Source organism: Kineosporia babensis, assembly GCF_021129305.1.
GTDB lineage: Bacteria > Actinomycetota > Actinomycetes > Actinomycetales > Kineosporiaceae > Kineosporia > Kineosporia babensis.
The window spans coordinates 59,019-83,775 of record NZ_JAJOMB010000001.1 but is presented as its reverse complement, the minus strand read 5'-3'; the positions used below and the strand labels follow the sequence as shown (position 1 = coordinate 83,775).

The following is a 24,757-nucleotide window of genomic DNA, read 5'->3' as shown; positions in this document are numbered from 1 at the left end:
GGACGGTACTTCTGCGACTGCGCTGAGTGACGCAATGGCCACGGCCCAGACCGATACGCCAGAATCGTGCTTCCACCGGGTGACACCAGCATCGAAACGGTGGGCCGTTCGGAAGAGGAGCGTTATCGCGCCATGGGCAACATGCGTCGTCCACCTGGGGTTTTGGCGGGGGTCCCGGCGGCTCCGGTCACTACTGACGCGCGCCCGGTAAGAGTCGTCAGACCGCCGCGCAGCTCGTCCCGCAAGCCCCGCACACCGCATCCGCCCCGAACCGGGACGCTGGAACGGCGGCGGGCGGACACGGTGCGTGCGGTTCTGGGGTGGGTCGCGCTGCCGCTGTTGCTGATCACCTGCGGGCTGGTCTTCTGGGAGTTGCGGCAGAGTTCGGCCGCGGTCCTGCTGACCGCGTACTTGGTGCTGTTCTGGTTCGTCGCGGCCCGGACCAAGACGCTGTCCTGGTCCTCGGTGGTCGGTCTGCTGCTGCTGTCGGTGCCCTGGGCGCTGCTGGTGGCGGTGGGGGCCTGGGGCCTGGCGGTGGCGCTCGACCCGGACCGGGTGACCGGGGTGGCCACGCTGCCCGAGGCCACGGTGCTGACCGCGATGTTCCAGCAGTCGCTGCTGCTGGTGCCGCTGGCGCTGATCCCCCTGGCGCTGCCCTCGCGGGCCCGGCGGCTGTCGTTCACCGACTGGCTGCTGGCCGGGGTGGTGGTCGGGGCCGGATTCCAGCTCACCACCGCGCTGATCCAGCCCGAGGGCGTGGGTGGGCTGTCGGTGAGCCTGTTCGCCGGGCCGCAGCCGGGCCTGGTGGGGCAGCATGTGCTCACCGGACTGGTCGCGGCCGGGCTGGGCTTCGCGGTGGCGGCGCGGCGGCACGCCGGTAAGACGGCGCTGTCGCTGCCCGGGCGGGTGGTCTGGCTGGCTCTGGCGCTGGCCTGGCCGGTCCTGCTGTGGTGGCTGGCGGTGAGTGCGCAGGCGATGGCCAACCTGGACCGGCTGATGGACGACGCGCTGTATCCGGCGCCGGACGTGCTGGAGTTGGGCTACTGGCTGACCGGTGGCGGGGTGGCGCTCGGCTGGCTGCTGGTCGCGATGCTGGCGCTGGGGTTGATGGTGGACGCGGGGCGGTTGCGGAATGCGGCCGAAGTGGAGCCGGATCCGGTGCCCTACCCCTTCCACCCGGTCAAGGCCGCAGACGCCTGGGCCGGTAAGGCCACGCGCTGGGCCGGCACCAGTTCCTCGCGGCTGGTGGCGGCGATGGTCTGGGTGGTGGCCACGATCTGCTCGGTGTTCGCCTTCGCCGGGCGCGATCTGGGCGTGGTGTTCGCCGCGGTCCGGCGCAGTGGCCGGGGTTCGGGGGCGGTGCGGTGGACGGCGATCAGCCGGGGCCGGGCGGCCGGGGTGATGGTGCGCTACATCCGGGCCGAGGCGATCTCGCTGGCGGCCGATCCGGACAATCGGTGGTCGTTGTGGCGTAACCGGCTCTTCGGCTTCTCCGGGGTGCTGGTGCTGCTCGGTGCGGCGCTTGGACTGGGCCCCTGGTGGGCCGGGCAGCTGCCCAGGGTCTCGGCCGCCGGTGAGTCGCTGGCCGCGGCGGCCTGGCCCGGCGAGGCGGTGGCCGAGTTCGTCACCTGGTGGCAGGAATCGGCTTTCGCCGGCGGAGTCTGGGTAGTTCAGGTTCTGGCCGTGCTGCTGTTCCTGGCCGGGGTGGCGGACTGGTCGGCCTTCGGCGGGCGGGACACGTTCCTGACCCGGCGGCCGGTACCGTCCGGGCGCTCCTCGATCGGTGAATATCTGCGGGGGACCAGCGTTTCTGCCGCCCTGGTGGACCTGTTCTGCCTGATCGCCGGAACCCTGCCCAGCCGGGCCGAGACTCATCCCTCCGGTACCGCGATCCGGGCTGCGGTAGGAGATTTCCGGTCCGACCCGCCGACCTTCATCGAGCGGCGGCGTCGGCAGATCCGGGCCGGGGCGGCGCCGCCCGCCGAAGAGGAAGAGCTGCCGCCGGTGGTGCCGGTGCGCAGGCGTCGCACCGATGAGGAGCTGCCGGCGCTGAAGCTGGCTGACGGGCGGCTGCTTTCGCCGTTGAGCCTGGACGCCGAGCGGGAGTTCGCCGAGCATCTGGACGGCCTGGAGCGGTTCGAGCCCGAACCGGAGGGCGTGGGCGAGCAGTGGCGGGTCCGGCACCTGGGCCGGTTCGAGCGGATGGTGGGCAACCGGCCGGAGATCTGGTCGTCCGGCAGCACCGAGCGCTCGCTGACCTACGGCCTGTGCGTGATCGGGCTCTGGTACTCCGGCGGGTCCTCCTGGCAGGTGTCCGAGAGCCTGCCCGAGGTGGTGCGGCACCGCGCCGACCTCGAGCTGGACCGGCGGCTGCTGGAATTCACCACGGTGGTGAACTATCCGGGCAATCCGTTCCGGGCGGTGGAGGTCGTGGTGAACGATCAGCGGGTGGCCGAGGCGGTGCAGGTCCGGATGGACCGGCTGGCGATCCCCGGCATCGTGGTGGTGCAGCCGTGATCGAGGTGATGCTCGCGGTCAACGGCGGGCGCTTCCGGTTCGACGCCGATCTGCTGGCCGACCTGGCGGCCCGGGTCTGGCCGGAGGCGGCTCAGGTGCGGGCCCAGGGGCAGGCGGCCGACGTGCTGCGCTCCTACCTGCATCTGCCCGGGCACCATCAGCCGGGCGGGACCCGGGGCTGCGTGCTCGGGCTGCACCGCAGTGGTGAGGCGATCGGGATCAGCGCCGGTAACGCCCAGCTGGCGGCCGACGTGATCGCCTGGGTCTGCGCGGTCAGCAAGATTCCGCAGCCGCACGAGGAAGGGCATGTGCTGCTGCTGGACTGGATGCCCGACCCGCTGCCGATGAACCCGTCGATGCCGGCCGAGGAGCTGCTGCGGCTGCGGAAGATGGTGCGCAGCTCGTTCTTCTCACGCTCTGTCACCGAGTGACGTCCGTTCGGGGCTTTTCGCTGATCGGTGCTGTACCGGCGGGGTGCCCCTAACGAGAACCTCTGCATGGTGCAGGGGGTGAGAACTGCTGTCATCGTGGACGACGACCCCGAGATCCGGATGATCCTGCGCGCTGTGCTGGAGGCGACCGGGTTCTCGGTGTTCGAGGCGACGACGGGGAACGATGCGGTGGTTCTGGTCCGGGAACACAACCCGGACCTGGTGACCCTCGACCTGGTGCTGCCCGGTTTCGACGGCGTCGAGGTGTGCCGCCGGGTCCGGGAGCTGACCGACGCCTACATCATCATGATCACTGCCAGCTCGGACGAGGCGGACCGGCTGGTCGGCCTGGCCACCGGCGCGGACGACTACGTGACCAAGCCGTTCAGCCCGCGTGAGGTGCAGGCCCGTGTGGCCGCGATGTTCCGCCGCCCGCGCCGGGTTTCGCGCCCCGAACAGACCGAGCCTCGCAGCTATCTGAACCCCGGGCGCCATGCCTCCTCGGCTTCTTCGGCCGGGGTGGTCGGGCCGGAGGGCCGTCATGCCTACGCTACGCCCGGCGGTGCCACGGTTCCGGACGCGCCGCCCTGGGGGCTGACCGCGCCGGAGGAGCCCGGGGTGCTGCGGCACGGCCGGCTCACGATCGACGTCGAGGGCCGGATCGCCACGTATGCGGGCACCGAGTTGCCGCTCACGAAGATCGAATTTGACCTGCTGGCCACGATGAGCGGCAATCCGCGCCGAGTCTGGCGCCGGGAGACCCTGCTGAACATCGTCTGGGGCGGGCAGTGGTCGGACCATCACGTGGTCGAGGTCCACATCGGTAACCTGCGGCGCAAGCTGGCGGACGTGGCCGGGGCCGGGGTGCCGATCATCAAGACCGTGCGGGGGATCGGGTACCGGATGGCACCGGTGGATCCGGCGCAGTCGGCCGGCCAGCACACCGGGCTGCCGACCACCTACTGACGGCTCGTGGGCTGCGGTGGGCTTGTCGCACTTGGCGGGGCTTGATGGCGCCATATCCTCATTTCGGCCTGGGATTCTGCAACTTTCAGCTGCGTAGTGCGACTTCCGGCCGCGCAGTGCGACAACCACGACGGGGCGATCAGGCGACGGCGGGGCAGTTGTAGGCCGGGCTGGTGGTCACCGTGGTGCTGGTCCAGTTGCCGGCCACGGCCTGGATCCGGAACGTGTAGGGGTAAGTCGCGAGCAGCCCTCGGATGACCGGCACGTCCACGGTGGTCGTGGTCCGGCTGGGCACACTGATCGCGCTCAGCGCACTCCCGTTCAGCAGTGGTGTCACGGTGTATCCGGTGGCGAACGTGGAGGGTGTGGCTGTCCAGCTCACGGTGAGATAGGCCGCGGTCAGGATCGTGCCGCACTTGCTCGTCGAGACCGTGGCCCCGCTGACCGGGTTCAGAGTTGCCGTGCCCACGGTGGTGGCGGCGCCGGCGGAACTCTGGAAGGCGGCCTGCGCCTCGATCGGCGAGATCAGCACGAAAGCGGCTGCGGCCATGGTGATCAGGGCAGACTGGCGGCGGATTCCGCGCAGCGAGAAGCTCATCGCCGGCCGTCCGCGGCGAACGGGCTGCACCGGGTCTGCTCGTCGTGCGGGTCAACGCCCTTGCGTCGCCGCGACCGGGGCCGCCAGATCGCCTGAAGAACCAGTGCGGCAGCCAGAGCCGGCGCCAGGTACAGGGCAACCTGCGCCACTCCGGGCTGCTGGAAGAACCGGATGCCCTGCCCGATGTGCGGGATCACCGTCTTCACCCGCCAGACCGTGCCGCCCTCGAAATTGGCCTGCCACGGGTCGTTCGCCGGATTGGCGTCACCCTTGGTCTGCACCGTGATGCTGCCGTCCGGCTCAGGTCTCACCTCGACGATGCGGTGGGTGACCACGCGGTTGTCGTCGATCGGGATCTGGTAGGTGATCATGTCGCCGGGCCTCAGGTCGTAGATCGAGGCCTGGGTGTCCACCGCGACGTCTCCCGGATCGATTGTCGGCGACATGCTTCCGGTCAGCATCGTCATGGTCTGGTACGGGAACAGGTGCGGGCCCACCGCCAGGAACAGGAACAGCGAGAAGGCCAGCGTGCTGACGATGTTCCCGATCTGGTACAGAACGCGCCCCAGCAGCTGCGCCCAGCGGGCCTCGGCGAAGAGCCGGTGCGGGGTCAGCGTGACCGAGGGGTGCGCGGCCTGGCCCAGACCCATTTCGGCGGCCGGCCCGGTGTTCTGGACGATCTCGTCGAAGGTTGGGCAAACCGTTTCGGGGAGGTCGTGGACCGGCGCGATGGTGGTGACCACGGCCATGTCCTCGACCTCCCCGGGCGGTGTAGCTGTCAATCCTTACTGTCGGCCGGAAGGTGGGCCGAGATTACTTACTCGTGCCGACTCGCTGGGTTCCGAGGAAGTTGAAGTTGATCGTGCTGCTCTTGGTCTGGAAAGTGTTGTCTGCGGTCTGCGGCAGCGACAGAGTGACCAGGAGATGATCGGTTCCATTGGCGGTCAGGGCGCTCAGTCCGGTCAGAGCCTGGTTCGTCTGGATCACCCCCGTGGCGTTCAGCTTGGTGGTGGCCCCGGTACAGGTGTACGTGTAGGCAGGTGCGGTGCCGCCCTCGGTCCAGGCGGTGGGGCAGGACTCGATCTTCAGCTGAAGGCCGTTGGTGGCGTCGGTGTTCAGCACGCTGGAAGTGGTCGCCGTGGTGGTCAGGACGATGCTGGCCAGGTTCTGGTTGCCGGTGTTGCTGAGGTCGACCGCCCGCTGCATGGTGTCGCCCGGAACCAGGCCGCTTGCACCGATGGTCAGGCGGTTCGCGGCGGAACCGGGCGTGCCCAGCGCGATCGCCACGGTTCCGGTGGCCACCGTGGTGGCCGCGTCGGTCGAGGAGGTGAAGGTACCGAAGGTACCGAGGCTGGCCACGGCTGCCGCCGAGCCGAGGACGGCGACAGAAGCTACGAGCTTGCCGGTCATCGTGGTCAGTCCGAGCTTCATCTGCCGTGCTCTCCTTGCTGGCGGGGGATGTCGCGCTGTCCCTCTACGAGTCGGCGGGGCGGTCCCGATCAGAACCGCCCCGACGGCAAGGTTCCCGCAAGGTTCTTTCAAGAGCCGAGCAGAGGACGGTGTCGGCTCACCTTCTGAGGTGGTCAGCCGGGCCCGAACCTCTCGATCCGGACGTTCGGGGCGGGCAGGCCCAGCGAAACCACCAGTTGTGAGGCGTGTTCGGTGAAACCGGCCGAGCCGCAGATGTACGCCACCGGCTCCGGCAGGGCCGCCAGCAAAGGCTCCAGATCTGCGGCGGTGAGCCGGCCAGGCGTCCGCGGATCACCCGAAGGTGCCTGCCGAGTATGGATCACCGTGGTCTCGGTGCCCCATTCACCCTGGTAGTAAAGATCTTCCGGACGCCGCACCGAAACCAGCACCCGGAGTGGGGTAGCCCCACCCGTCGAATGCCAGTAACGCCGCATGGCCATCAGTGGAACTACGCCCGAACCGCCGCCGAGCAGCAACGCGGGCGTATCGGCGGCCCAGATGAACCAGCCGCCGAACGGCCCGCGCAGCTCGACCTGATCACCAACAGCGATCTCGTCGTGCAAGTAGGGCGAGACCTCTCCGTCTTCGATCCGCTCGACCGTCAACTCCACCTCGCGCCCGTCGGTGGGCTCCGAGGCGATGCTGTACGAACGCTGGGCCGTGGAGCCGTCGGGGGCGGTGAGGCGCACGTCGTAGTGCTGGCCGGGCACGTGCCGGTCCACCGCGCCCGCGCCGAGAATCCGCATCCGGAAGGTGCGCGCGGTGGCCGTTTCGTCGTGCACCGCCGTGACCTCGGCCGCCCGCCACAGCCGCCGCGCGCCGGAGGCCGGCGGTCGGCGCGTCACCGGCCCGAGCGTGGGCAAGGCAGGAAGATCGGGTAGCGAAGGTAGCGAAGGCAGGGCCGGCAGGTCGTCAGTCACCGGCGTACCGCTGTTCCAGCCAGGGGTCGCCGAGCTCGTGGTAGCCCCGCTGCTCCCAGAACCCGGGCTCGTCGTGGTCCAGCAGCCGGACCCCGCCGATCCACTTGGCGCTCTTCCAGAAGTACAGCCGGGGCACCAGCAGCCGGGCCGGACCGCCGTGCTCGGGCGGCAGCGGCTTACCCTCGTGCTCCCAGACCACCCAGGCCCGCCCACCGGTGACCTCGGCCAGCGGCAGGTTGGTGGTGTAGCCGGTGTGGCTCCAGGCCACCACGTGCGTGGCCTGCGGCAGCACCCCGGCCTCGGCGAGGAAGGTGTCCAGGCTGGCCCCGGAGAACGAGGTGCCGAGCTTGGACCAGCTGGTGACGCAGTGGATGTCGCCCTCGTAGCCGGAGGCCGCCAGCTTGTGCGCGGCCTGCCAGTCCCAGGTCCGGGCCTTCTCCACCAGCCCGTCCACCCGGAAGCTCCAGTTCTGGGCGGTCAGCTTGGGGCTCACCTCCGCGGTGAGCACCGGGAAACTGCTGCCGGTGTCGTACTGCCCCGGGGGCAGCCGGTCGTCGCGCAGCTGCCCGCGGCCGAAGCCGAGTCGCGCCATGACAGATCCTCCTTCAACACTTAAGCGGTTCACCGATTGTGTTGCCGTTCGGGTTGTTTGCGCCACATTCTCCTCTCCGCAGCATCGTCGCAGGTAGCGGCATCCGGCGCGCGGACCGGGGAAATTGGCCCGTCACTTCGGGTAGCGCTTTGCGTACAACGGTGCGCACTATGGTCGGCGTGTCGGTCGAAGATCTCACCCAGGAAGCGGGTCCCGGGCGCGGGCCGGTGACGCACCCCGACCAGGGGCAGCCACTCACCGAGTCCGACGCCGAAGGCTGGATTCCGCGAACCTGTTTCAAGCACGGCCCACCCCGCAGGATCGGGATCGAGCTGGAGTTCCTGCTGCACCGCGACACCGACCCGCCAGAACACCTGGAACCGGACAAGATCCGGCGGTTGCACCAGGATCTCAGCACTCAGCCGTTCCGTTCCAGCTTCACCGTAGAACCCGGTGGGCAGGTCGAGCTCAGCTCCCTCCCGGCCGAGGACCTCCGCGCCGCGATCACCGACGTGGAAACCGATCTCGCACTTCTGACCAGCGTCGTGCGACGCCACGGCGTCCGCCTGGTGGGTACCGGCATCGACGCTCTCCCGCGGCCCGCCCGGTTCCTGCAGGAGCCCCGCTACGCGGCCATGGAGGAATACTTCGACCGCACCGGCAGCGCCGGCCGGATCATGATGCGCTCCAGTGCATCGGTGCAGGTCAACGTGGAGGCGGCGGGCACCGGGGCAGGGCCGGGCGATCTGCAGCGGCGCTGGGAACTGCTGCACGCGATCGGCCCGGCCACGTCGGCCGCGTTCGGCCGGCCCAGCCGGCACCTGCTCGACGACCCGCGGCTGCGGGGGTATCGGCTTGTGCGCCAGGGCATCTGGCGGGTGCTCGATCCGGCCCGCTGTCACCCGTCGGTCCCGGCCGCTGGTGAATCGCTTCAGGATGCGTACGCCCGCTGGGTTCTGGACGCGCCGGTGCTCGCCGTGCAGCGCCCCGGGCGGCCGTGGACGGCTCCGGCCGGTCTGACCTTCCGCCAGTGGCTGCGCCACGGGCAGGCCGCGGTACCCGACGCGACGCCGCCCACGCTGGACGATCTCAAGTTCCACCTGACCACGCTGTTCCCGCCGGTCCGGGCCCGTGGCCACTTCGAGGTGCGCTACCTGGACGCCCAGCCCGGGCCCTGGTGGCGGATGGCCGCCGCGGTGGTGTCGGCTCTGCTCGAGGACGAAACCGCCGGGGACGTGGCCCTGGCCGCTTGTGAGCCGGTGCGGGACCAGTGGGAGCTGGCGGCCCGGGCCGGTCTGACCGATGCCCGCATCTGTCACGCCGCCCGTGGAGTGCTCACGGTCGCCGCCGAGGCCCTGGACCGTGACGGGCAGCCCGAACTGGCCCGGATGGCGGGGGAGTACCTGGATCGGGTGGCGCTCAGCGCTGCCGAACCGAACGCTGCCAAGGAGGCTGCACCTTGCTGAGGACCAACCCGGCCGAGCTCGAGGGCGCCGAACTGCGCGAGCGGCTCGCGGGCGACCTGATCCGGGCCCGGGAGCGGACGAAGCGGCTGACCGAGGTGGAGGACGCCGAGCTGCTGCACCAGCACTCGCCGCTGATGTCGCCGCTGGTCTGGGATCTGGCGCACATCGGCAACCAGGAAGAGCTGTGGCTGCTGCGCGACGTGGACGGCCGCGACCCGTTGCTGCCGGAGACCGTGGACCAGCTGTACGACGCGTTCCAGCACGCCCGGAGCGAGCGGCCGAAGCTGCCTCTGCTGGAACCGGTTCCGTCCCGACGGTACGTGGACGACGTGCGGGGCAAGGTGCTGGACGTGCTGGAGCGGATCCCGCTGCACGGCCGGCCGTTGCTGGAGAAGGGTTTCGCCTTCGGCATGATCGTGCAGCACGAGCAGCAGCACGACGAGACCATGCTGGCCACCCATCAACTGCGGGTCGGGCAGGCTCTGCTCACCGCCCCGCCGGCGCCGCGAGCAGCCGAACTGCCCGCCACTCGGGAGGTTCTGATCCCGGGTGGCCGCTTCACCATGGGGACCGACATCGAACCCTGGGCGCTGGACAACGAACGCCCGGCGCACGCGGTGGACGTCCCCGCGTTCTTCATCGACACCACCCCGGTGAGCAACGCCGACTACCTGTCGTTCATCCAGGACGGTGGTTACCAGGACCCGCGCTGGTGGCACCCGGAGGGCTGGGAACACGTCAAGAGCGCCGGCCTGGTGGCGCCGCAGTTCTGGGTCGGCGCCGGAGAGAAATGGTTCCGCAAGGTCTTCGGCCGGACCGAGCCGCTGCGCCTGGACCAGGCGGTGGTGCACGTGTGCTGGTACGAGGCCGACGCTTACGCCCGCTGGTCCGGCCGCCGGTTGCCGACCGAGGCCGAATGGGAGAAGGCCGCCCGGTTCGACCCGGCTACCGGCCGATCGCGGCGCTTCCCCTGGGGTGACGACGATCCCACCTCGGAACACGCCAATCTCGGCCAGCAGCATCTGGAACCCGCAGCAGCCGGCGCCTATCCGGCCGGAAGGTCGGCCCACGGCGTCCATCAGTTGATGGGCGATGTCTGGGAATGGACCTCGAGCACGTTCCGTGGCTACCCCGGTTTCCGGGCCTGGCCCTACCGGGAGTACTCGGAAGTGTTCTTCGGCAGCGACTATCGGGTGCTGCGCGGCGGCTCGTTCGGGTCTGATCCCTCGGCCGTGCGCGCGACCTTCCGCAACTGGGACTACCCGATCCGCCGGCAGATCTTCGCCGGGCTGCGCACCGCCCGTTCGGCCACCCGCGAAGAAGCGCATGTGTAGGCATCTGGCTTATGTCGGAACCGAGATCCGGGTGGGCGAACTCGTCAGTGATCCACCGTTCGCCCTGACCCGGCAGGCCTGGGCACCGCGCCGGCAGACCCACGGCACCATGAACGTGGACGGGTTCGGGCTCGGCTGGTACGCGGCCGGTGAGGCCGAGCCGGCTCGTCACCGCGGCGACGGACCGGTCTGGGGCGACGAGACCTTCGCTGACCTGGCCCGGGTGATCCGCACCACCGCGCTGCTGGCGGCGGTGCGCTCCGGTACCGAGGGCATGGTCTCCGGCCGAGGTGCCGCGGCCCCGTTCCGTTCCGGCCGCTGGCTGTTCAGCCACAACGGGGCGCTGCCGGGCTGGCCCGAGTCGGGTGCCGGCCTGGTGAAGCAGATCGATCCGGTGCGGCTGCTGCGGCTGGACGCACCCACCGACGCCGCCACGCTGTGGGCCCTGACCCTGGAGCAACTGGAGGCCGGTTGCCCGCCCGGTGAGGCCGTGGCCCAGGTGGTGCAGCGGACCCTCGAAGTCACCGGTGGGCGAGTGAATCTGCTGCTCACCGATGGCCGGCAGATCGCGGGGAGCACCGCCGGCGCCAGTCTGTCCTACCGGCAGACCGACGGCGGGGTGGTGGTGGCCTCGGAAGCGTACGACGACGCCGCGGGCTGGCACGACGTGCCCGACGGTCGGCTGATCACGGTGGATGGCGGCGAGGTCTCCGTCCACCATCTCTGAGTGGAAAAGGATCACATGGCCTATCGGTTCACTGACCTTCTGCCCGAGGACTTCTCCGACTCCGCCCTGCGCCGCGATGTGCTCGACGGCCTGGTGGACAGACCTAAGACGCTTCCCCCGAAATGGTTCTACGACAAGACCGGCAGCGAGCTGTTCGAGGAGATCACCCGGCTGCCGGAGTACTACCCGACCCGCAGCGAGCGGGCGATTCTGCAGGCCAACGCGGCCGGGATCGTCTCCGGTTCCGGCGCGCGGCATCTGATCGAGCTGGGCTCCGGATCATCGGAGAAGACTCGGGTGCTGCTGGACCAGCGGCCCGGTCCGGGCTCGGTCTACACCGCCTTGGACGTCAGCGAGAGCGCGCTGCGCCAGGCCGCCGAGGCGCTGGCGGTGACCTATCCGGACCTGGTGGTGCAGGCGGTGCGCGCCGACTTCGAGCAGCATCTGGCCACCGTGCTGGGTGATCCGCTCACCGGCCGCGGCGAGGGCGGCCGGCTGGTGGCCTTTCTCGGCGGCACGATCGGCAACCTCGAGCCGCAGGAGCGTTCGGTGCTGCTGGCCGGCGTGCGGGCCGGGCTGGATCCGGGCGACGCCTTCCTGCTCGGCGCCGATCTGGTGAAATCCCCGCAGGTGCTGCTGCCGGCCTACGACGACGCGGCGGGCGTGACCGCGGCCTTCAACCTGAACCTGCTGCAGGTGCTGAACCGCCGGCTGGGGGCGGACTTCGATGCCTCGGAGTTTGCCCACCGGGCGGTCTGGAACTCCGGCCAGGCGCGGATAGAGATGCGCCTGCGGGCCTCACGCCGAACAAGTGTTCGTTTCGCCGATCTCGACCTGGCGGTGGAGTTCGGCGAGGGTGAGGAGATGCGCACCGAGATCTCCTCCAAGTTCACCGCCGAGCGGCTGGAGGAGGAACTGGGGCAGGCCGGTTTCGGCCCGGACGGCTGGTGGACCGATCCAGAAGGCCGCTACTCGCTCTCCCTCTGGCGACCCGTCTAGAGTTCGGCCTCCTCGAGCTCCCGGGCCATCTGCGCCTGCACCTCGAGGATCTCCTGGATCCGCACCTGTACCGAGTCCATCTGACCGATGATCTCGCTGGTGCTCTGGATACCGGTGGCCACCGACCGGGCGTTCTGCTGGATCGCGGCGATCTGGTCGGACACCTGGCCGGTGGCCCGGGCGGTCTCCTGAGCCAGGTTCTTCACCTCGCTGGCGACCACGGCGAAGCCCTTACCGGCCTCGCCGGCCCGGGCGGCCTCGATCGTGGCGTTCAGGGCCAGCAGGTTGGTCTGGTCGGCGATGCCGGAGATCAGCTTGATCACGTCGCCGATCGCGGCCGAGGCGGCGCCCAGGCTGTCCACCTCGTTGCTCATGTCCCCGGCCCGTTCCACCGCCTCGCCGGTCACCCGGTTGGCGTCGTTGGTGGCCCCGCGCAGCTGCTCCACGGTTTCCAGCAGGTTCCGGGCGCCGCTCTTCTCGGCATCGGCCCGGCGGATCGTCTCCAGTCGCTGCGAGACCAGTTGCTGCACGTTGCGCAGGGCCCCCATCCGCGAGTCGGACAGGGCGATCGTCTCGGTGGTGAAGAAGTCCATCGTGCCGATCACCCGCCCGGCGATGATGATCGGGAAGCAGATCCCCGACTTCACTCCCGCCCGGCCTGCCGCGGGCGCCCGGACGCAGTCGGTGAGATCGGCCAGGTTCGGGACGAACACCAGGTCGCGCGCCCGCCAGGCCCGGCCCGAAAGGCCCACGCCCTCGGCGAAACTGGCGGCCAGGGTGACCCGGCGGAACTCGTCCCCGGCCGAGCCCGACTCCAGGTTGAAGCGCAGCACGTCCTCGCCGTCGTGGATGGTCCAGTACGAGCCGTAGGCCCAGCCGAACGCCTCGCGCACCACCTCCAGCGCGGTCCGCGTGCAGGTCGCCTCGTCCCGGGCCTGGTTCAGGCTGCTGACCACGTCGGTCACGGCGAGCCGGTCGTCGGCCACCTCCTGCAGCTGGGCCTGGGCGATCGCCCGGTAGACGGCCATGTCGGCGAGCTTGGCGATCTCGACGATCTTCTGCCGTCGGCCCGGGTTGGGGGCGATCGGGCGGGCCGAGAAGTACTCCAGCACCCCGCGTACCCGGCCCTGGTCCGCCACCGGGTAGAACATTCCGGCGGTCATGCCCAGGTTGCGGGCCGCCTGGGCCCGTACCGAGCTGGTGGCCAGGGTCAGGTCCTCGATGAAAAGTGGCTCTCCGGTGCGGTATGCGCGCCCGACCAGACTCGCGTCCACCGTGTTGCGCCGCTCGGGAAAGGCAGCGGCCATCCCGTCCGCGATCCGGCCGGTCTCGTGGATCATCCGCAGTTCGCCGCCGTCGGACATCGGCAGCCAGGCCGCGCCGTAGTCGACCCCGCTAGCTCGCACGAACGCGTCCACGGCGACCTGGTAGGCGCTCTCCTCGCTGGTCACCGACTCCAGCGCCGCGATCACCTCGGCGTACGTCTCCACATCGCGCGGCGCATCGGCCGGCGACATGGCCGGGGCCGACGTACCGGCCGAACGGCTCCTGCCAAACACCACTGACCTCCCACTCAACCGACGGCGCGTTACGCCATCCGAATGAGGGGATCGGACGGGGCGGCCCGGAGCTTGAACTTCGGACCGCCGCGTCCGCAGAGGTCAGCCGGTGTTACGCAGCCCGGCCGCGATGCCGTTGATGGTCAGCAGCAGCGCCCGCTGCAGATCCGGGTCCGGCGTCTGGTCGCCCTGCCGGGACCGGGCCAGCAAGGAGATCTGCAGGGCGTGCAGCGGCGCCAGGTACGAATCACGCAGTTCCAGCGTGCGCCGCAGTACCGGCGAGGTGGCCAGCAGTTCGTCCTGCCCGGTCACCCGCAGCACCTCGGCCACCGTGCGCTCGTGCTCGGCCTCGACCAGTTCGAACAGCCGGGCCGCGGCCGGGTCCTGGACCAGCGTGCGCACGTAGCGCCCGGCAATCTGCATGTCGGTCTTGGACAGCGTCATCTGGACGTTCGAGAGGAAGGTCCGGAAGAAGTGCCAGGAGCCGTACATCTGCTTCATGGTCTCTTCGCGGCCGTCCTCGCGGGCCGCGAGGAGACCACTGCCCACCCCGAACCAGCCGGGCAGGTTCATCCGCGACTGGGTCCAGCCGAACACCCAGGGGATCGCCCGCAGGTCGTCCAGGCCACCCGCACCACCCGGCCGCCGCGAGGGCCGGGAACCGATGTTCAGGTTACCCAGTTCGTCCACCGGGGTTGCGGCCACGAAGAACGGCACCAGCTGCTCGTCCCGGACCAGCGACCGGTACGTCTTCTGCGCCGAGCCGGCGACCAGATCCATGGTGCTGTTCCAGCCGTCCAGCACATCGGCCGGCAGCCGCGAACTACGGTGCAGCACCGAGGCTTCCAGCACCGCGGCCAGGGCCAGCTCGATGTTCTCCCGGCCCAGCTGCGGCAGGGTGTACTTGTCCGAGATCACCTCGCCCTGCTCGGTGACCTTGATCGGGCCGTTCAGGCTGCCGTACGGCTGGGACAGGATCGCCTCGCCGGTCGGGCCACCACCGCGGCCCACCGAACCACCCCGGCCGTGGAACAGCCGCAGCACCACGCCGTGCTGGGCGGCGATGTCGCGCAGCGCCCGCTGGGCCCGGTGAATCTGCCACTGGGAGGCCGCGATTCCCGCGTCCTTGCTGCTGTCGGAATAGCCCAGCATGATCTCCTGGACATTGCCGCGAGCCGTGACCACACGTCGGTAGGCCGGGTCGGACAGCAGCGAATTCATCAGCGGCCCGGCCGCTTCCAGCTCGGTGACGGTCTCGAAGAGCGGCACGAAACCGATCTTCGCCCAGGCCCCGCTGTCGCCCGCCGAGCTGCCGGTGTCGACCAGCCCGGCCTCCCGGGCCAGCACCACTACGGCCAGGATGTCGTCGATGTCCTGGGACATCGAGACGATGTAGCTCTCGATCACCCCCGGGCCGAACTTCTTCAGCGCGTTACGGATGGTCCGGAACAGTTCCAGGACGCCGGCGGCGGGTTCGGGGAGAGTGTCGACTCCCGCTCCGATCAACGGACGCCGGTGCGCCAGTTCCTTGGACAGAACCTTGATCCGGGTGGGCCGGTCGAGGTCGGCATACGGCACGTCGAGCTCGCCCAGCCGGTCGAAAAGTACTGCCAGGGCGGCGTGGTGGCGGCCCGCGTGCTCACGCACGTCCAGCGTGGCCAGGCCCAGCCCGGCAGCCACGGCGGTGCGCAGCAGGCGCAGCACCGGCCCGTTGGCGATCAGCTCGCTCTGGTTGGCCAGCAGCGAGGAGCGCACCAGCTGGATCTCGTCGATCACGTCGGCGATGGACTGGTAGTCGCGGCCGGGCTCGTGCGGGGTGCTGTGCTCCAGCCGGTCCCGGGTGCGGGCCAGCCGGACCCGGATGTAGCTGAGCTTGAGCCGGTAGGGCTCCTCGGCGTTCAGGTCGATGAAGGCCGCGTAGGCGCCGGGCAGGGCCTTGCGGTCGGCCTCCAGGCTCGCCTTCAGCTCCTCGCTGATCCCGACCACCCGGGTCGAGGAGGCCAGGTCGAGGATCAGCTCGTCCAGCGCCGAGATCAGCTCACGGGCGCCGAAGTCGTGCTGCAGACCGAGGACGTCCAGGGTCACCTCGGGGGTGACGTTCGGGTTGCCGTCCCGGTCGCCGCCGGCCCAGGTGCCGAAGCGCAGCGGGCGGGCCTCGGCCGGCAGCTCGATCCCGATCGAGGCCAGTTCCTGGTCGAGCTCCTCCAGCAGGTCCGGCACCACCTGGGCGGTGAGGGTCTGCAGGTAGTAGATCGCGGTGCGGGCCTCGTCGGTGGGCTTGGGCCGCTCCACCCGCAGCTCGTCGGTCTGCCAGAGCAGGTCCACCAGCTCGGCCAGGCGGCGGTGGGTGCGGGCCACGTCGCTGTCCCGGCCGCGCGGGTCCTCGGCGGCCATGATCAGGTCGGCGATCTTGCGCAGCAGGTCGAGCACCGAGCGGCGGCTGGCCTCGGTGGGGTGCGCGGTGAACACCGGCCGCAGCTCCACCCGGGCCAGGATCTCGCGGACCAGGTCCGGCGCGATCTCCCCGGACTCGATCGCCTCGCCGATCCGGCCCACCGCCACCTGCAGCGGCCCGGCCGGGCGGGCGGTGAGCTCCTGCCAGCGGTGCAGCTGCTCGGTGATGTTGGCCAGCTGGAAGTAGCCGGTGAAGGCCCGGGCCAGGACGATCGCGGTCGGGTCGTCCAGACCGGACAGCAGGGTGTGCAGTTCGCCGTCGTCGGGCCGGCGGGCCAGCTGGCGCACCCGCTCGACCAGGGCCAGCAACTCGGGTCCCTCGTGCCGGGTGAGGGCCTCGCCGAGAAGGGTGGACAGCTGCCGGACCGAGGCACGCAGCGCGGCGTGCTGTTCGTCGGAGGCCACCCCACCGGCGAACTGCCCGACATCCGGCTCCCGGCGGTCGGCGTCCACCAGTTGCTGGACCGACGGCGGCGAGGCCGGTGTGGAGTCGTTGCTCATGGGCTTGAGTCTGCCGCAAGGCCATGCTGTTCCGGCAGGGTGATCCGGTTGCCAAGGACCGGCGGCCCTGCTCGCGAGTCCAAAATTTGAACAGACTGTCCGGAATATGGGACAAACGGGCGCCCGGCGCCCCACGCCGCCGGAGACCCCAGAACGTCGAGGGCGGCGAACGGCACCGCGGCCCCCTGCTCGTCGTCCAGGGCGTCGTGCTCACCCGGGCCGGCCCGCTCCAGCTCCAGCAAGGTGGCCGCCAGCACCTCCCGAGTGAGCCGCCCCACCACCGCCAGTCCCCGCTGCTGGCGCCAGGCCCGTCCGGTGGCCAGCAGCCGCACCGCACTGCGCCGATCGCCCTCGGCCAAGGCCACCGCGCCCAGCAGACTCACCGCATCCGGCAGGGAGATCAGCCGGCCGGAGGCGTACATCAGGGGCAGCGCAGCTCGCAGCGCGGTACCGGCCGCGTCCGGGCAGCCCAGCCGCAGCTGCACCAGCCCGGTGCCGGCCAGCACATCGGCCCGCAGCGGTACCGACGGCCCGGAGGTGGCCGCCGCCGCAGCCTCGGCCAGCAGCTGCGAGGCCCGTTCCGGATCGTTCTGCCCGGCCGCCACCACCGCCAGGTTGACCAGCGCCACGGCCAGGTTGCTGGTCGCCTGCTCCACCTGCGACCAGGCCCGGAACGACTCGAACAGGGAGTGCGCGGCGTCCGGGTGACCGGTCTCGTCCAGCAGCTCACCCCGCTCGTTGCCCAGCCGCACCACCATCGCCCAGGCCCCGGCGTCCCGGGCTTCCTGCAGGGCCTTCTCGATCAGGTCGAGCGCCTGCTGGTGGCGGCCCCCGGCCCGGGCCGCGACCGACCGGGCGGCCAGCGTGCGCGCGGTCAGCTCGCCCTCGCCGAACCTCGACGCGGCCTGGTGGGCCTCGGCCAGGGCGGGCTCGGCCCGGCTCAGATCGGCCCGGGCCAGCGCCCGGTTGCCCACCGTCAGCAGCAGCTGGGCGCGCTCGTAGTCCGAGGTCGCCAGCTTCTTGGCGGCCCGCACCCACCGGTCGGCCTGCCGCCGGCGGCCGGTGTGCAACCACTGCCCGAGCCGGCTCAGGACCAGGTTGACCAGCAGACTCCCGTCGCGGGCGGCGGCCGCGTGCTCCAGTGCGGCCCGGAGGTTGGCCGACTCGATCTCCAGCCCGGCCGGGTCCGGCTCGTCGGCCCGGCTCCGGGCCAGCCCGGCGTAGTAACGCGCGTGCCGCTCCAGCAGCACCCGGCGCTGCTCGGCCGGGCGCTCGGCCAGCCGGGCGGCCGCGTACTCGCGGACCAGGCCGGGCAGGCGGAACCGGTCGCCTTCCACCAGCACCAGGTGGCTCTCGATCAATCCCTCGACGTTGCCGGTCGCACAGACCGCCTGCATCGCGTCCAAGGTCCAGCCGCCGCGGAAGACCGACAGATCGGCCAGCAGCCCTTGCATCACCACCTCGAGCACATCGGCCTTGAGCAGCCGACGGCGCAGCTCCTCCAGTGGCCGGGTGCGGATCTGCGCGGCCGCCAGCTCGATCGCCAGGGGCAGGCCGCCCAGCTGCCTGAGCACCGCGTGCACCTCGTCGGCGTTGACGCTGCTCACCTCGAAACCTGGCCGCGCGGCCCCCGCCCGGTGGTGGAACAGCTGAACGGCCTCGTCCAGCGACAGCGCAGGCACCGGCAGCACCTGCTCGCCGCTGAGCTGCAGGGCGGAACGGGCGGTGGCCAGGACTCTCAGCGATGGCGCATGCTCCAGCAGCCGGGAGATCGCCGCGGTCGGTTCCACCTCGTCCAAGACCAGAAGGGTGGGCTCCTCCTCGAGCCGGGCCGCCACCGTCTCACCGGGCCGGCCGCCCCCCAGCCCCTTCCCGATGGTGGCGAGCAGTTCCTCCTCGTCGCCGCGCACCTCTTCCAGCCCGACCCGAAGCGTCCGGCCCGGGAATCCGGCGGCCAGCTCCTCGGCCAGCCGGCTCTTACCCACCCCACCCGGACCGGCCAGCGTCACCAATCGGCTCTTCCCGGCCAGCAGTTCCCGCCCGCGAGCAAGCTCCGCCGCCCGTCCGATCAGCCCGGAGGACGGCCGGGACGGGCCGGTACCGCGCGGCGGAGTCAACGAGGTGGCGTGCCGCAGCACCTCCGCGTACCGCCCCTGCAGCTCCGGTGACGGATCGACTCCCAACTCCGCCCCAAGCCTCCGCTTCGCTACGGCAAAAGCTGCCAGCGCATCCGCCTGCCGCCCCGACCGGTACAGCGCCGTCATCAATTGCCCGGTGAAGCGCTCGTCCAGCGGATACCGACGCACCAGCTCCTGCAACTCCGGCACGATCGCCGCGTCCTGTCCAAGCGCCGCATCCGCATCCAGCCGCCCGGCCAGGGCCGACAACCGCAGCCCCTCCAGCCGCGCCCGGTGCACCTCGCCGATGCTGCTGGTCAGGTCGGTCAGCGCCGGCCCGCGCCACAGACCCAGAGCGGCCCGTAGTTCCCGGGCCGCCCCCGCCGGATCCCCGGCCGCCAGCGCCGCCTGCCCGGCCGCCTCGGCCTGCTCGAACCGGTACAGGTCCAGCGCCTCGGGCGGGACGTCCAGCCGGTACCCGTGCGCGGTCGTGAGCAGCACCGGCTCGCCCAGCACCCGCCGCAGCCGCGAGACGTAGACCTGGATGGTGTTCACCGCCCCGGTCGGCGGCTCGTCGTCCCACAGCTGGTTGATCAGCCGGTCGGCGGAGACCGGGCCCCCGGCCGAAAGGGCCAGCAAGATAAACACCGCGCGTAACTGGCGGCCACCGAGAGTGACTGGTGTTCCGTCGTCGGTGACATCCAGCGGGCCGAGGAGCCGAATCGCCAGACGGGAGGGATCGTCCTGACGGAGTGTCATCGAACGTAAACGTACCGAGGTGGGGTGGTGGTTCAGGGGAGATTTGTGATCGTGTCAGCACGGACGGGCAGTTCGGTGCCGACCGGTCCCCACCGTGCATGATCAACATGCAAAGCCTGCCTCCGGAGGACGTAAAGACTCCGCACTTGCCGAAGTGTTACAGCTTTTTCGCGTGATCTATTTCTCTTGCTGCACGCGAACTGCATCCAGGGGTGGAAGGTACTGCCTCTCAGCGCTATTCGCCTGTCGAATCCGGCGCTGGCCACCGCCGTTTTCGCGGCTGGTTCCCAGGGTTTCCCCAGCTGTTTCGGCGGGTCGGCGACGCGCCCGCGAATCGGTCGTAAATCACTGCGCTGCTGAGACTTTGCCGACATGTGCATGGTCAGTTCGCGCACCGGCGGGAGGATGGGCGAAACTGATTGCTGGCCGAGAAACGTACGACCGGAGATCAATGACCGACAGACAACATCCGCCGCGAAGAGCCGGCTCACCGGGACCGACGAGTTACCCGTCGCCCGATCCCGAGCCGGTCGGCGAGATCGAGGAAGAGAAGAAGTTCAAGCTCCCCGTCAACGTGGTTCAGATCAGTGCGAGCGCCGGTGCCGCAGTGACCTCAGCCGTGGCGGCGTCGTACTTCGGGGTCGGCGGCACGCTCGCGGGTGCGGCCTTCGGTTCCGTGGTCTCGTCGGTGGCGGGTGCTTTCTACACCGAGTCGCTGAACAAGGCGCACAAGACGATCCAGACCACCGCCGCCGTGGTGGTCACCCGCTACCCGAACGATCTGTCCCAGGCGGACAACATCCGCCGGATGAGCGGCCCGGCCGGGGTGCCGGTGGCCGACTCGCTCAACCGGGTCGGCGCCGAGGACACCCGCCGGCTCGACGTCGAGCACGTCGAGGTGCCGATCGCCGACGCCACCCAGGTGATGAACGGCTACGACGACTCCACCCAGGTCATGCCACCGGCCCGGGGCAACGGACCGGGCGGGCCTGAGTCGTTCCACCTGAACGAGCAGACCAGCCAGTACCGCTCCGGCGGGCTGCCGCCGGCCAGCCGCAGCCAGCGCAAGCAGGCCGAGCAGGCCGAGCAGATCTGGTGGAAGAAGCCGAGTTTCATGATGGCGGGCATCTCGATGGCCGGCTTCCTGATCGCGATGTTCTTCATCACCGGGATCGAGGGCACCACCGGCAAGACGATCTCGGGCGGTGAGGGCACCACGCTGTCCAAGCTGGTCAGCAACAACACCAGCAGCACCGGCGAGGACGAGGACGGCAGCGACGAGGAGGAGAGCACCAGCACTCCCACCGAGTCCGCCACCCCGACCGACGAGGCCACCCCGACCGACTCCGCCACGCCGACCGCCACGGCCGACGAGGGCACGGTGCCGAGCGAGTCGGCCACGCCGGACGCGAACGCCACCACCGCCCCGACCGCCACCGACAGCGCCACCGACCCGTCCACCGGTTCGGACACGCAGTCCACGCAGCAGAGCACCGACGCCGCCACCGAGGGCGACAGCACGCTGCAGGACGACGGCAGCGGCACCGAAGGCCAGATGCAGGAGCAGGTCAACCCCTGATCGGCCGCTGAGAACAGCACAGGTCAACTGCAGTACCCACGGCACGGGCCGTCAGCCTTCGGGCAGACGGCCCGTGCCGTAGTTTGGCCGTCCGGGGAGTGAGCTCACCGCTGATCAAGGGGAGTAGCGATTGCTGGCTCGACGCAGGTTCCTGGCCCCCATCGTCCTTTTGCTGGTTCTGGTGGTCGTCGCCTTCTGGCTCACCGCAACCCGCTCCGGTGACTCCGAGGCCGTTTTCACCGAGCAGGAGCTCACGGTCGGCGGCACGCCCGAGGCCGACGGGGCCGAGGTCGATCTCGACGCCACGCTCTACCTGCCCGAACGCACGCCCGCCCCGGCAGTCCTGCTGGCCCACGGGTTCGGCGGCAGCAAACGGAGCGTGGCCGCAGACGCCGAGGAGCTGGCCGGTCGCGGTTACGTCGTGCTCACCTACAGCGCCCGCGGATTCGGGGCCTCGGGCGGCCTGATCCACCTGGACCACCCGGATTTCGAGATCGAGGACGGCCGGCGCCTGCTCGACGAGCTGGCGGCCAGACCAGAAGTGCGTAAGGACGCGGACGGCGACCCTTGGATGGGTGTGGTCGGTGCCTCGTACGGCGGGGCGCTCGCGTTGATGCTGGCCGCCGCCGATCCGCGGGTCGACAGCATCGTCCCGATGATCACCTGGAACGACCTGCCCCAGGCGCTGTTTCCGCAGTTCGCGGCCGGGCCGGAGACCGGGGTTTTCAAGAAGCAGTGGACGGCGTTGCTGCTGGGCTCCACGCTCACCGGCAGCGACGGCTCGCTCTCGGGCACCCCGACCGCCCAACAGCTCAAGAGCTTCGCACAAGGGGACGCGGAGCAGGCCGTCTGTGGGCGCCTCGCCAAGGATCTGTGCCTGGGTTACGTGGACACCGCAACGAAGGGACGCCCTTCCGCCGAGCTGATCGAGCTGCTCGCCGAGTCCAGCCCGGCCCGGTCCCTGGACCGGATCACCGCCGACACGCTCCTGATCCAGGGGCAGCAGGATTCCCTGTTCCCGCTCTCCGAGGCCGACGCGAACGCCAAGGGCATCGAATCGGTCAAGCAGTACTGGACTTCGGACGGCCACGACGTGGGCACCGACACCGAAGAACTCAGGCCGGTCGTCGCCGAGTTTCTCGCCGCCACCCTCGACCCGGCCGGATCCGAGGCCCTGGAACAGATTCCCGAGTTCCGCGTCGAGGTCTCGGACGGTGCGATCTCGACCGCCACCACCGCCCGGATCGCTCAGCTACGTTCGGCCGATCAGGCGCCTGGCACGGATGCCACGCCGATGGTCCGGCTGCCTCTGGTCGGTGGCTCGCAGTTCGCCCTCGCTCCGCCCGGCGCCACTCCCGCCGCCATCACCTCGCTGCCCGGTGCGAGCGCGTTGCTGGGGGCGCTGGGTTCCTCGGGCGCGATCGCGAGCTCCGGCCTGAACCTCAGCGCCCTGCCCGGTGAGACCGTCAACTTCCAGACCGCGCCGCTGAAGGAACCGCTCACCATCACCGGCTCCTCGCAGATCACCGTCTCGATCGACTCCTCCGCCGCGGACGCCACGCTGTTCGCCTCGGTCGTGGATGTGGACCCGGAGGGCCGCACCACGCTGCCGGCCCAACTGGTCACGCCGATCCGGGTGAAGGCTTCCGAGGCGAGCGAGGTGACGATCGCGCTGCCCTCGGTGGTGCGCGACATCCCGGCCGGGCACCGGCTGCGGGTGGTGCTGAGCAGCACCGACCAGGCCTACGCGATGCCGCAGGAGGCCCGGCTCTACCGGGTGCAGCTGGCCGGAGACGAGATGCTGACCGTGCCGGAGGTCGAGCTGGCGACGGAGGATGCGGGAGACGTCGTTCCCTGGGCGGCAATGATCGGGCTGATCATCGGAATCGCGCTGATCCTGCTGCTTTTCGCTCTACGGGCCGCCCGGAAACGTCCCACCCACCCCGATGACTCGCTGGCGAACGTCCCCTTGTCGATCGAAGGTCTGGGGAAGGCCTACGGTGACGGTTTTCGTGCGGTTTCGGACGTGAGCTTCCGGGTCGAGGCCGGGCAGGTGCTGGGGCTGCTCGGCCCCAACGGTGCCGGTAAGACCACCACGCTACGGATGCTGATGGGCCTGATTCTGCCCTCCGAAGGACGCATCCGGATCTTCGGGCACGAGGTCCGGCCGGGGGCTCCGGTGCTTTCGAGGCTCGGCTCGTTCATCGAGGGACCGGGCTTCCTGCCGCACCTTTCGGGCCGCGACAACCTGAACCTGTACTGGCGTTCCACCGGCCGGGACGCCGACCCGCACCTTGACGTGGCGCTCGAGATCGCCGGTCTGGGTAAGGACGTCGAGCGCAAGGTCCGTACCTACAGTCAGGGAATGCGGCAGCGGCTGGCGATTGCGCAGGCCATGCTCGGCCTGCCGGATCTGCTGGTGCTGGACGAACCGGCGAACGGCCTGGATCCGCCGCAGATTCGCGAAATGCGTGAGGTGCTGGCGCGTTACGCGGCCACCGGGCGCACCGTGGTGGTCTCGAGTCATCTGCTGGCCGAGGTGGAGCAGACCTGCAGCCATGTGGTGGTGATGGCGGCAGGGCGGCTGGTCGCGCAGGGGCCGGTGGCCGAGCTGGTCGGCCACGGCGCCTCGGTGGCGGTCGAGGTGGACGACGTGGCCCGGGCCGCCGAGGTGGCCAAGAACGTTGCCGGAATTGAGGACGTGCGGGTCGCCGACGGTTCTTTGGTGGTCCGGGCGGATGTGGAGACCCGGGCGGAGCTGGTGCGGCAACTGGTGCTGGCCGACCTGCGGGTCAGCCGGATCGCGCCGCAGAGGGGCCTGGAAGAGACCTTCCTGGCGCTGGTCGGAAAGGGGAACTGAGATGCCCGCGACCGGACATTCCGAAGGGCTGGAAGGGATTCCCGCCTTCACCGGGGAAAGCGGCCCGGACGGCTCGGCCCCCGGCTACCGGGCCCGCCGGACGCTGCGGCTGGGGGTGGAGGCCCGGCGGCAACTCACCCGCCGCCGCACCCAGATCTCGCTCGGCTTCCTGGCGCTGCTGCCGTTCATTCTGGTCGCCGCCTTCAGCTTCGGTGAGCCCGGTCGCGGCAACCCGCAGACCGCGCTGGTCGACCTGGCCACCAGCGGCGCGGCCAACTTCACCGTGTTCACGCTCTTCGTCAGCTCCGGCTTCCTGCTGGTGGTGGTCGTGGCGCTGTTCGCCGGCGACACGGTGGCCAGCGAAGCGAGCTGGTCCAGTCTGCGCTACCTTCTGGCCGTCCCGGTGCCACGTTCGGTGCTGCTACGCCGGAAACTCGGCGTGGCGCTGGGCTACTGCCTCTTCGCCATGGCCCTGCTGCCGCTGATGTCCTACCTGGTCGGCGGCGCCTTCTACGGCTGGGCCCCGCTGAGAACTCCGCTGGGCGGCTCGATCTCGGGCTGGGAACTGGCCTTCCGCCTGGCCGTGGCGGTCGGCTACATCAGCATCTCACTGCTCTTCGTCGCCGCCCTGGCCTTTCTGGTGGGGGTGTACACCGACGCCCCGCTCGGTGCGGTCGGCAGCGCGGTGATGCTGGTGATCGTCTGCAACATCCTGGACACCATCACCGCGCTGGGCGACTGGCGCCGGTTCCTGCCCACCCACTACTCGCTGGCCTGGACCGACGTGCTCGGCGCGGAGCTGGTCTGGGACTCGATGGTGCGCGGGGCGCTGTGGTCGATCGGGTACAGCGTGGTGCTGCTGGCCTGGGCCTGGTGGCATTTCGAGGGCAAGGACGTCACCAGCTGAC

General features: G+C 70.3%; 18 protein-coding genes. 10 read left to right on the top strand and 8 right to left on the bottom strand.

Going from position 1 to position 24,757, the window contains the following annotated elements; genetic code table 11:
- The first annotated feature begins 303 nt into the window (after positions 1-303).
- From LR394_RS00375 to LR394_RS00365, 3 genes are all read left to right on the top strand, one after another.
- Positions 304-2,517 carry a hypothetical protein gene (locus LR394_RS00375; protein ID WP_231438263.1) on the top strand — a complete coding sequence of 738 codons (2,214 nt, stop codon included), beginning with the start codon at positions 304-306 and terminating at the stop codon, positions 2,515-2,517.
- Positions 2,514-2,948, top strand: coding sequence for a hypothetical protein (locus tag LR394_RS00370; protein WP_231438262.1), 435 nt, complete (start codon positions 2,514-2,516; stop codon positions 2,946-2,948). The genes LR394_RS00375 and LR394_RS00370 overlap by 4 nt, the downstream gene beginning before the upstream one ends.
- Positions 2,949-3,026: 78 nt before the next feature.
- Complete coding sequence (locus LR394_RS00365; protein WP_231438261.1) at positions 3,027-3,914, top strand: response regulator transcription factor; 888 nt, start codon at positions 3,027-3,029, stop codon at positions 3,912-3,914.
- Positions 3,915-4,053: 139 nt separating this feature from the next.
- Here the strand turns inward: LR394_RS00365 and LR394_RS00360 are convergent, their stop codons facing one another.
- The 5 genes from LR394_RS00360 to LR394_RS00340 form a co-directional block, all read right to left on the bottom strand.
- Entirely contained in the window at positions 4,054-4,512 is a 459-nt protein-coding gene (locus tag LR394_RS00360; protein ID WP_231438260.1) for a hypothetical protein, read from the bottom strand.
- Positions 4,509-5,261, bottom strand: a complete 753-nt coding sequence (locus LR394_RS00355) for a signal peptidase I (RefSeq protein WP_231438259.1) — start codon at positions 5,259-5,261, stop codon at positions 4,509-4,511. Before LR394_RS00355 ends, LR394_RS00360 begins: the two co-directional genes overlap by 4 nt.
- Before the next feature lie 64 nt (positions 5,262-5,325).
- Positions 5,326-5,943 (bottom strand): CalY family protein, encoded by a 618-nt coding sequence (locus tag LR394_RS00350; RefSeq protein ID WP_231438258.1) that lies wholly within the window; start codon positions 5,941-5,943, stop codon positions 5,326-5,328.
- Positions 5,944-6,095: 152 nt separating this feature from the next.
- Positions 6,096-6,827: an FAD-binding oxidoreductase gene (locus tag LR394_RS00345; protein WP_231438257.1), complete on the bottom strand. Its 732-nt coding sequence runs from the start codon at positions 6,825-6,827 to the stop codon at positions 6,096-6,098.
- Between the two features lie 67 nt (positions 6,828-6,894).
- The gene (locus tag LR394_RS00340) at positions 6,895-7,494 is read right to left on the bottom strand and encodes a sulfite oxidase-like oxidoreductase (RefSeq protein ID WP_231438256.1); all 600 of its coding nucleotides are present in this window, start codon (positions 7,492-7,494) and stop codon (positions 6,895-6,897) included.
- A 179-nt stretch (positions 7,495-7,673) separates the two neighbouring features.
- Between LR394_RS00340 and LR394_RS00335 the strand changes: the two genes are divergently transcribed.
- The 4 genes from LR394_RS00335 to egtD are packed head-to-tail and all read left to right on the top strand — an operon-like array spanning position 7,674 to position 12,020.
- Entirely contained in the window at positions 7,674-8,960 is a 1,287-nt protein-coding gene (locus LR394_RS00335; RefSeq protein WP_231438255.1) for a glutamate-cysteine ligase family protein, read from the top strand.
- Positions 8,954-10,294: an ergothioneine biosynthesis protein EgtB gene (gene egtB, locus LR394_RS00330; RefSeq protein WP_231438254.1), complete on the top strand. Its 1,341-nt coding sequence runs from the start codon at positions 8,954-8,956 to the stop codon at positions 10,292-10,294. Before LR394_RS00335 ends, egtB begins: the two co-directional genes overlap by 7 nt.
- Positions 10,287-11,021, top strand: coding sequence for an ergothioneine biosynthesis protein EgtC (gene egtC, locus LR394_RS00325; RefSeq protein ID WP_231438253.1), 735 nt, complete (start codon positions 10,287-10,289; stop codon positions 11,019-11,021). Before egtB ends, egtC begins: the two co-directional genes overlap by 8 nt.
- A gap of 15 nt (positions 11,022-11,036) precedes the next feature.
- A complete protein-coding gene (gene egtD / locus LR394_RS00320) occupies positions 11,037-12,020 on the top strand; it encodes an L-histidine N(alpha)-methyltransferase (protein ID WP_269328507.1) in 984 nt (327 codons plus the stop codon).
- On the opposite strand, the gene LR394_RS00315 is transcribed toward egtD, so the two are convergent.
- The 3 genes from LR394_RS00315 to LR394_RS41085 all read right to left on the bottom strand — a co-directional run bounded on the left by LR394_RS00315 (position 12,017) and on the right by LR394_RS41085 (position 19,410).
- A complete protein-coding gene (locus LR394_RS00315) occupies positions 12,017-13,579 on the bottom strand; it encodes a GAF domain-containing protein (RefSeq protein WP_331283027.1) in 1,563 nt (520 codons plus the stop codon). The genes egtD and LR394_RS00315 overlap by 4 nt on opposite strands.
- Positions 13,580-13,681: 102 nt before the next feature.
- Positions 13,682-16,534, bottom strand: a complete 2,853-nt coding sequence (gene ppc, locus LR394_RS00310) for a phosphoenolpyruvate carboxylase (RefSeq protein WP_231438251.1) — start codon at positions 16,532-16,534, stop codon at positions 13,682-13,684.
- On the bottom strand, positions 16,531-19,410 hold the full coding sequence (locus tag LR394_RS41085) for an AfsR/SARP family transcriptional regulator (protein WP_269328461.1): 2,880 nt from the start codon (positions 19,408-19,410) through the stop codon (positions 16,531-16,533). The genes ppc and LR394_RS41085 overlap by 4 nt, the downstream gene beginning before the upstream one ends.
- A 451-nt stretch (positions 19,411-19,861) precedes the next feature.
- Here LR394_RS41085 and LR394_RS00295 point away from each other — a divergent pair, with 451 nt between their 5' ends.
- From LR394_RS00295 to LR394_RS00285, 3 genes are all read left to right on the top strand, one after another.
- The gene (locus tag LR394_RS00295) at positions 19,862-20,989 is read left to right on the top strand and encodes a hypothetical protein (protein ID WP_231438250.1); all 1,128 of its coding nucleotides are present in this window, start codon (positions 19,862-19,864) and stop codon (positions 20,987-20,989) included.
- Positions 20,990-21,119: 130 nt separating this feature from the next.
- Positions 21,120-23,849 (top strand): alpha/beta fold hydrolase, encoded by a 2,730-nt coding sequence (locus LR394_RS00290; protein WP_231438249.1) that lies wholly within the window; start codon positions 21,120-21,122, stop codon positions 23,847-23,849.
- 1 nt (position 23,850) lies between these two features.
- Positions 23,851-24,756, top strand: a complete 906-nt coding sequence (locus LR394_RS00285) for an ABC transporter permease (protein ID WP_231438248.1) — start codon at positions 23,851-23,853, stop codon at positions 24,754-24,756.
- Position 24,757: the final 1 nt, after the last annotated feature.

Coding starts and splice junctions, on each gene's coding strand:
- LR394_RS00360 (WP_231438260.1), bottom strand. CDS start 4,512: ATGAGCTTCTCGCTGCGCGGAATCCGCCGCCAGTCTGCCCTGATCACC.
- egtC (WP_231438253.1), top strand. CDS start 10,287: ATGTGTAGGCATCTGGCTTATGTCGGAACCGAGATCCGGGTGGGCGAA.
- LR394_RS00295 (WP_231438250.1), top strand. CDS start 19,862: ATGACCGACAGACAACATCCGCCGCGAAGAGCCGGCTCACCGGGACCG.
- LR394_RS00340 (WP_231438256.1), bottom strand. CDS start 7,494: ATGGCGCGACTCGGCTTCGGCCGCGGGCAGCTGCGCGACGACCGGCTG.
- egtD (WP_269328507.1), top strand. CDS start 11,037: ATGGCCTATCGGTTCACTGACCTTCTGCCCGAGGACTTCTCCGACTCC.
- ppc (WP_231438251.1), bottom strand. CDS start 16,534: ATGAGCAACGACTCCACACCGGCCTCGCCGCCGTCGGTCCAGCAACTG.
- LR394_RS41085 (WP_269328461.1), bottom strand. CDS start 19,410: ATGACACTCCGTCAGGACGATCCCTCCCGTCTGGCGATTCGGCTCCTC.
- LR394_RS00350 (WP_231438258.1), bottom strand. CDS start 5,943: ATGAAGCTCGGACTGACCACGATGACCGGCAAGCTCGTAGCTTCTGTC.
- LR394_RS00285 (WP_231438248.1), top strand. CDS start 23,851: ATGCCCGCGACCGGACATTCCGAAGGGCTGGAAGGGATTCCCGCCTTC.
- LR394_RS00355 (WP_231438259.1), bottom strand. CDS start 5,261: ATGGCCGTGGTCACCACCATCGCGCCGGTCCACGACCTCCCCGAAACG.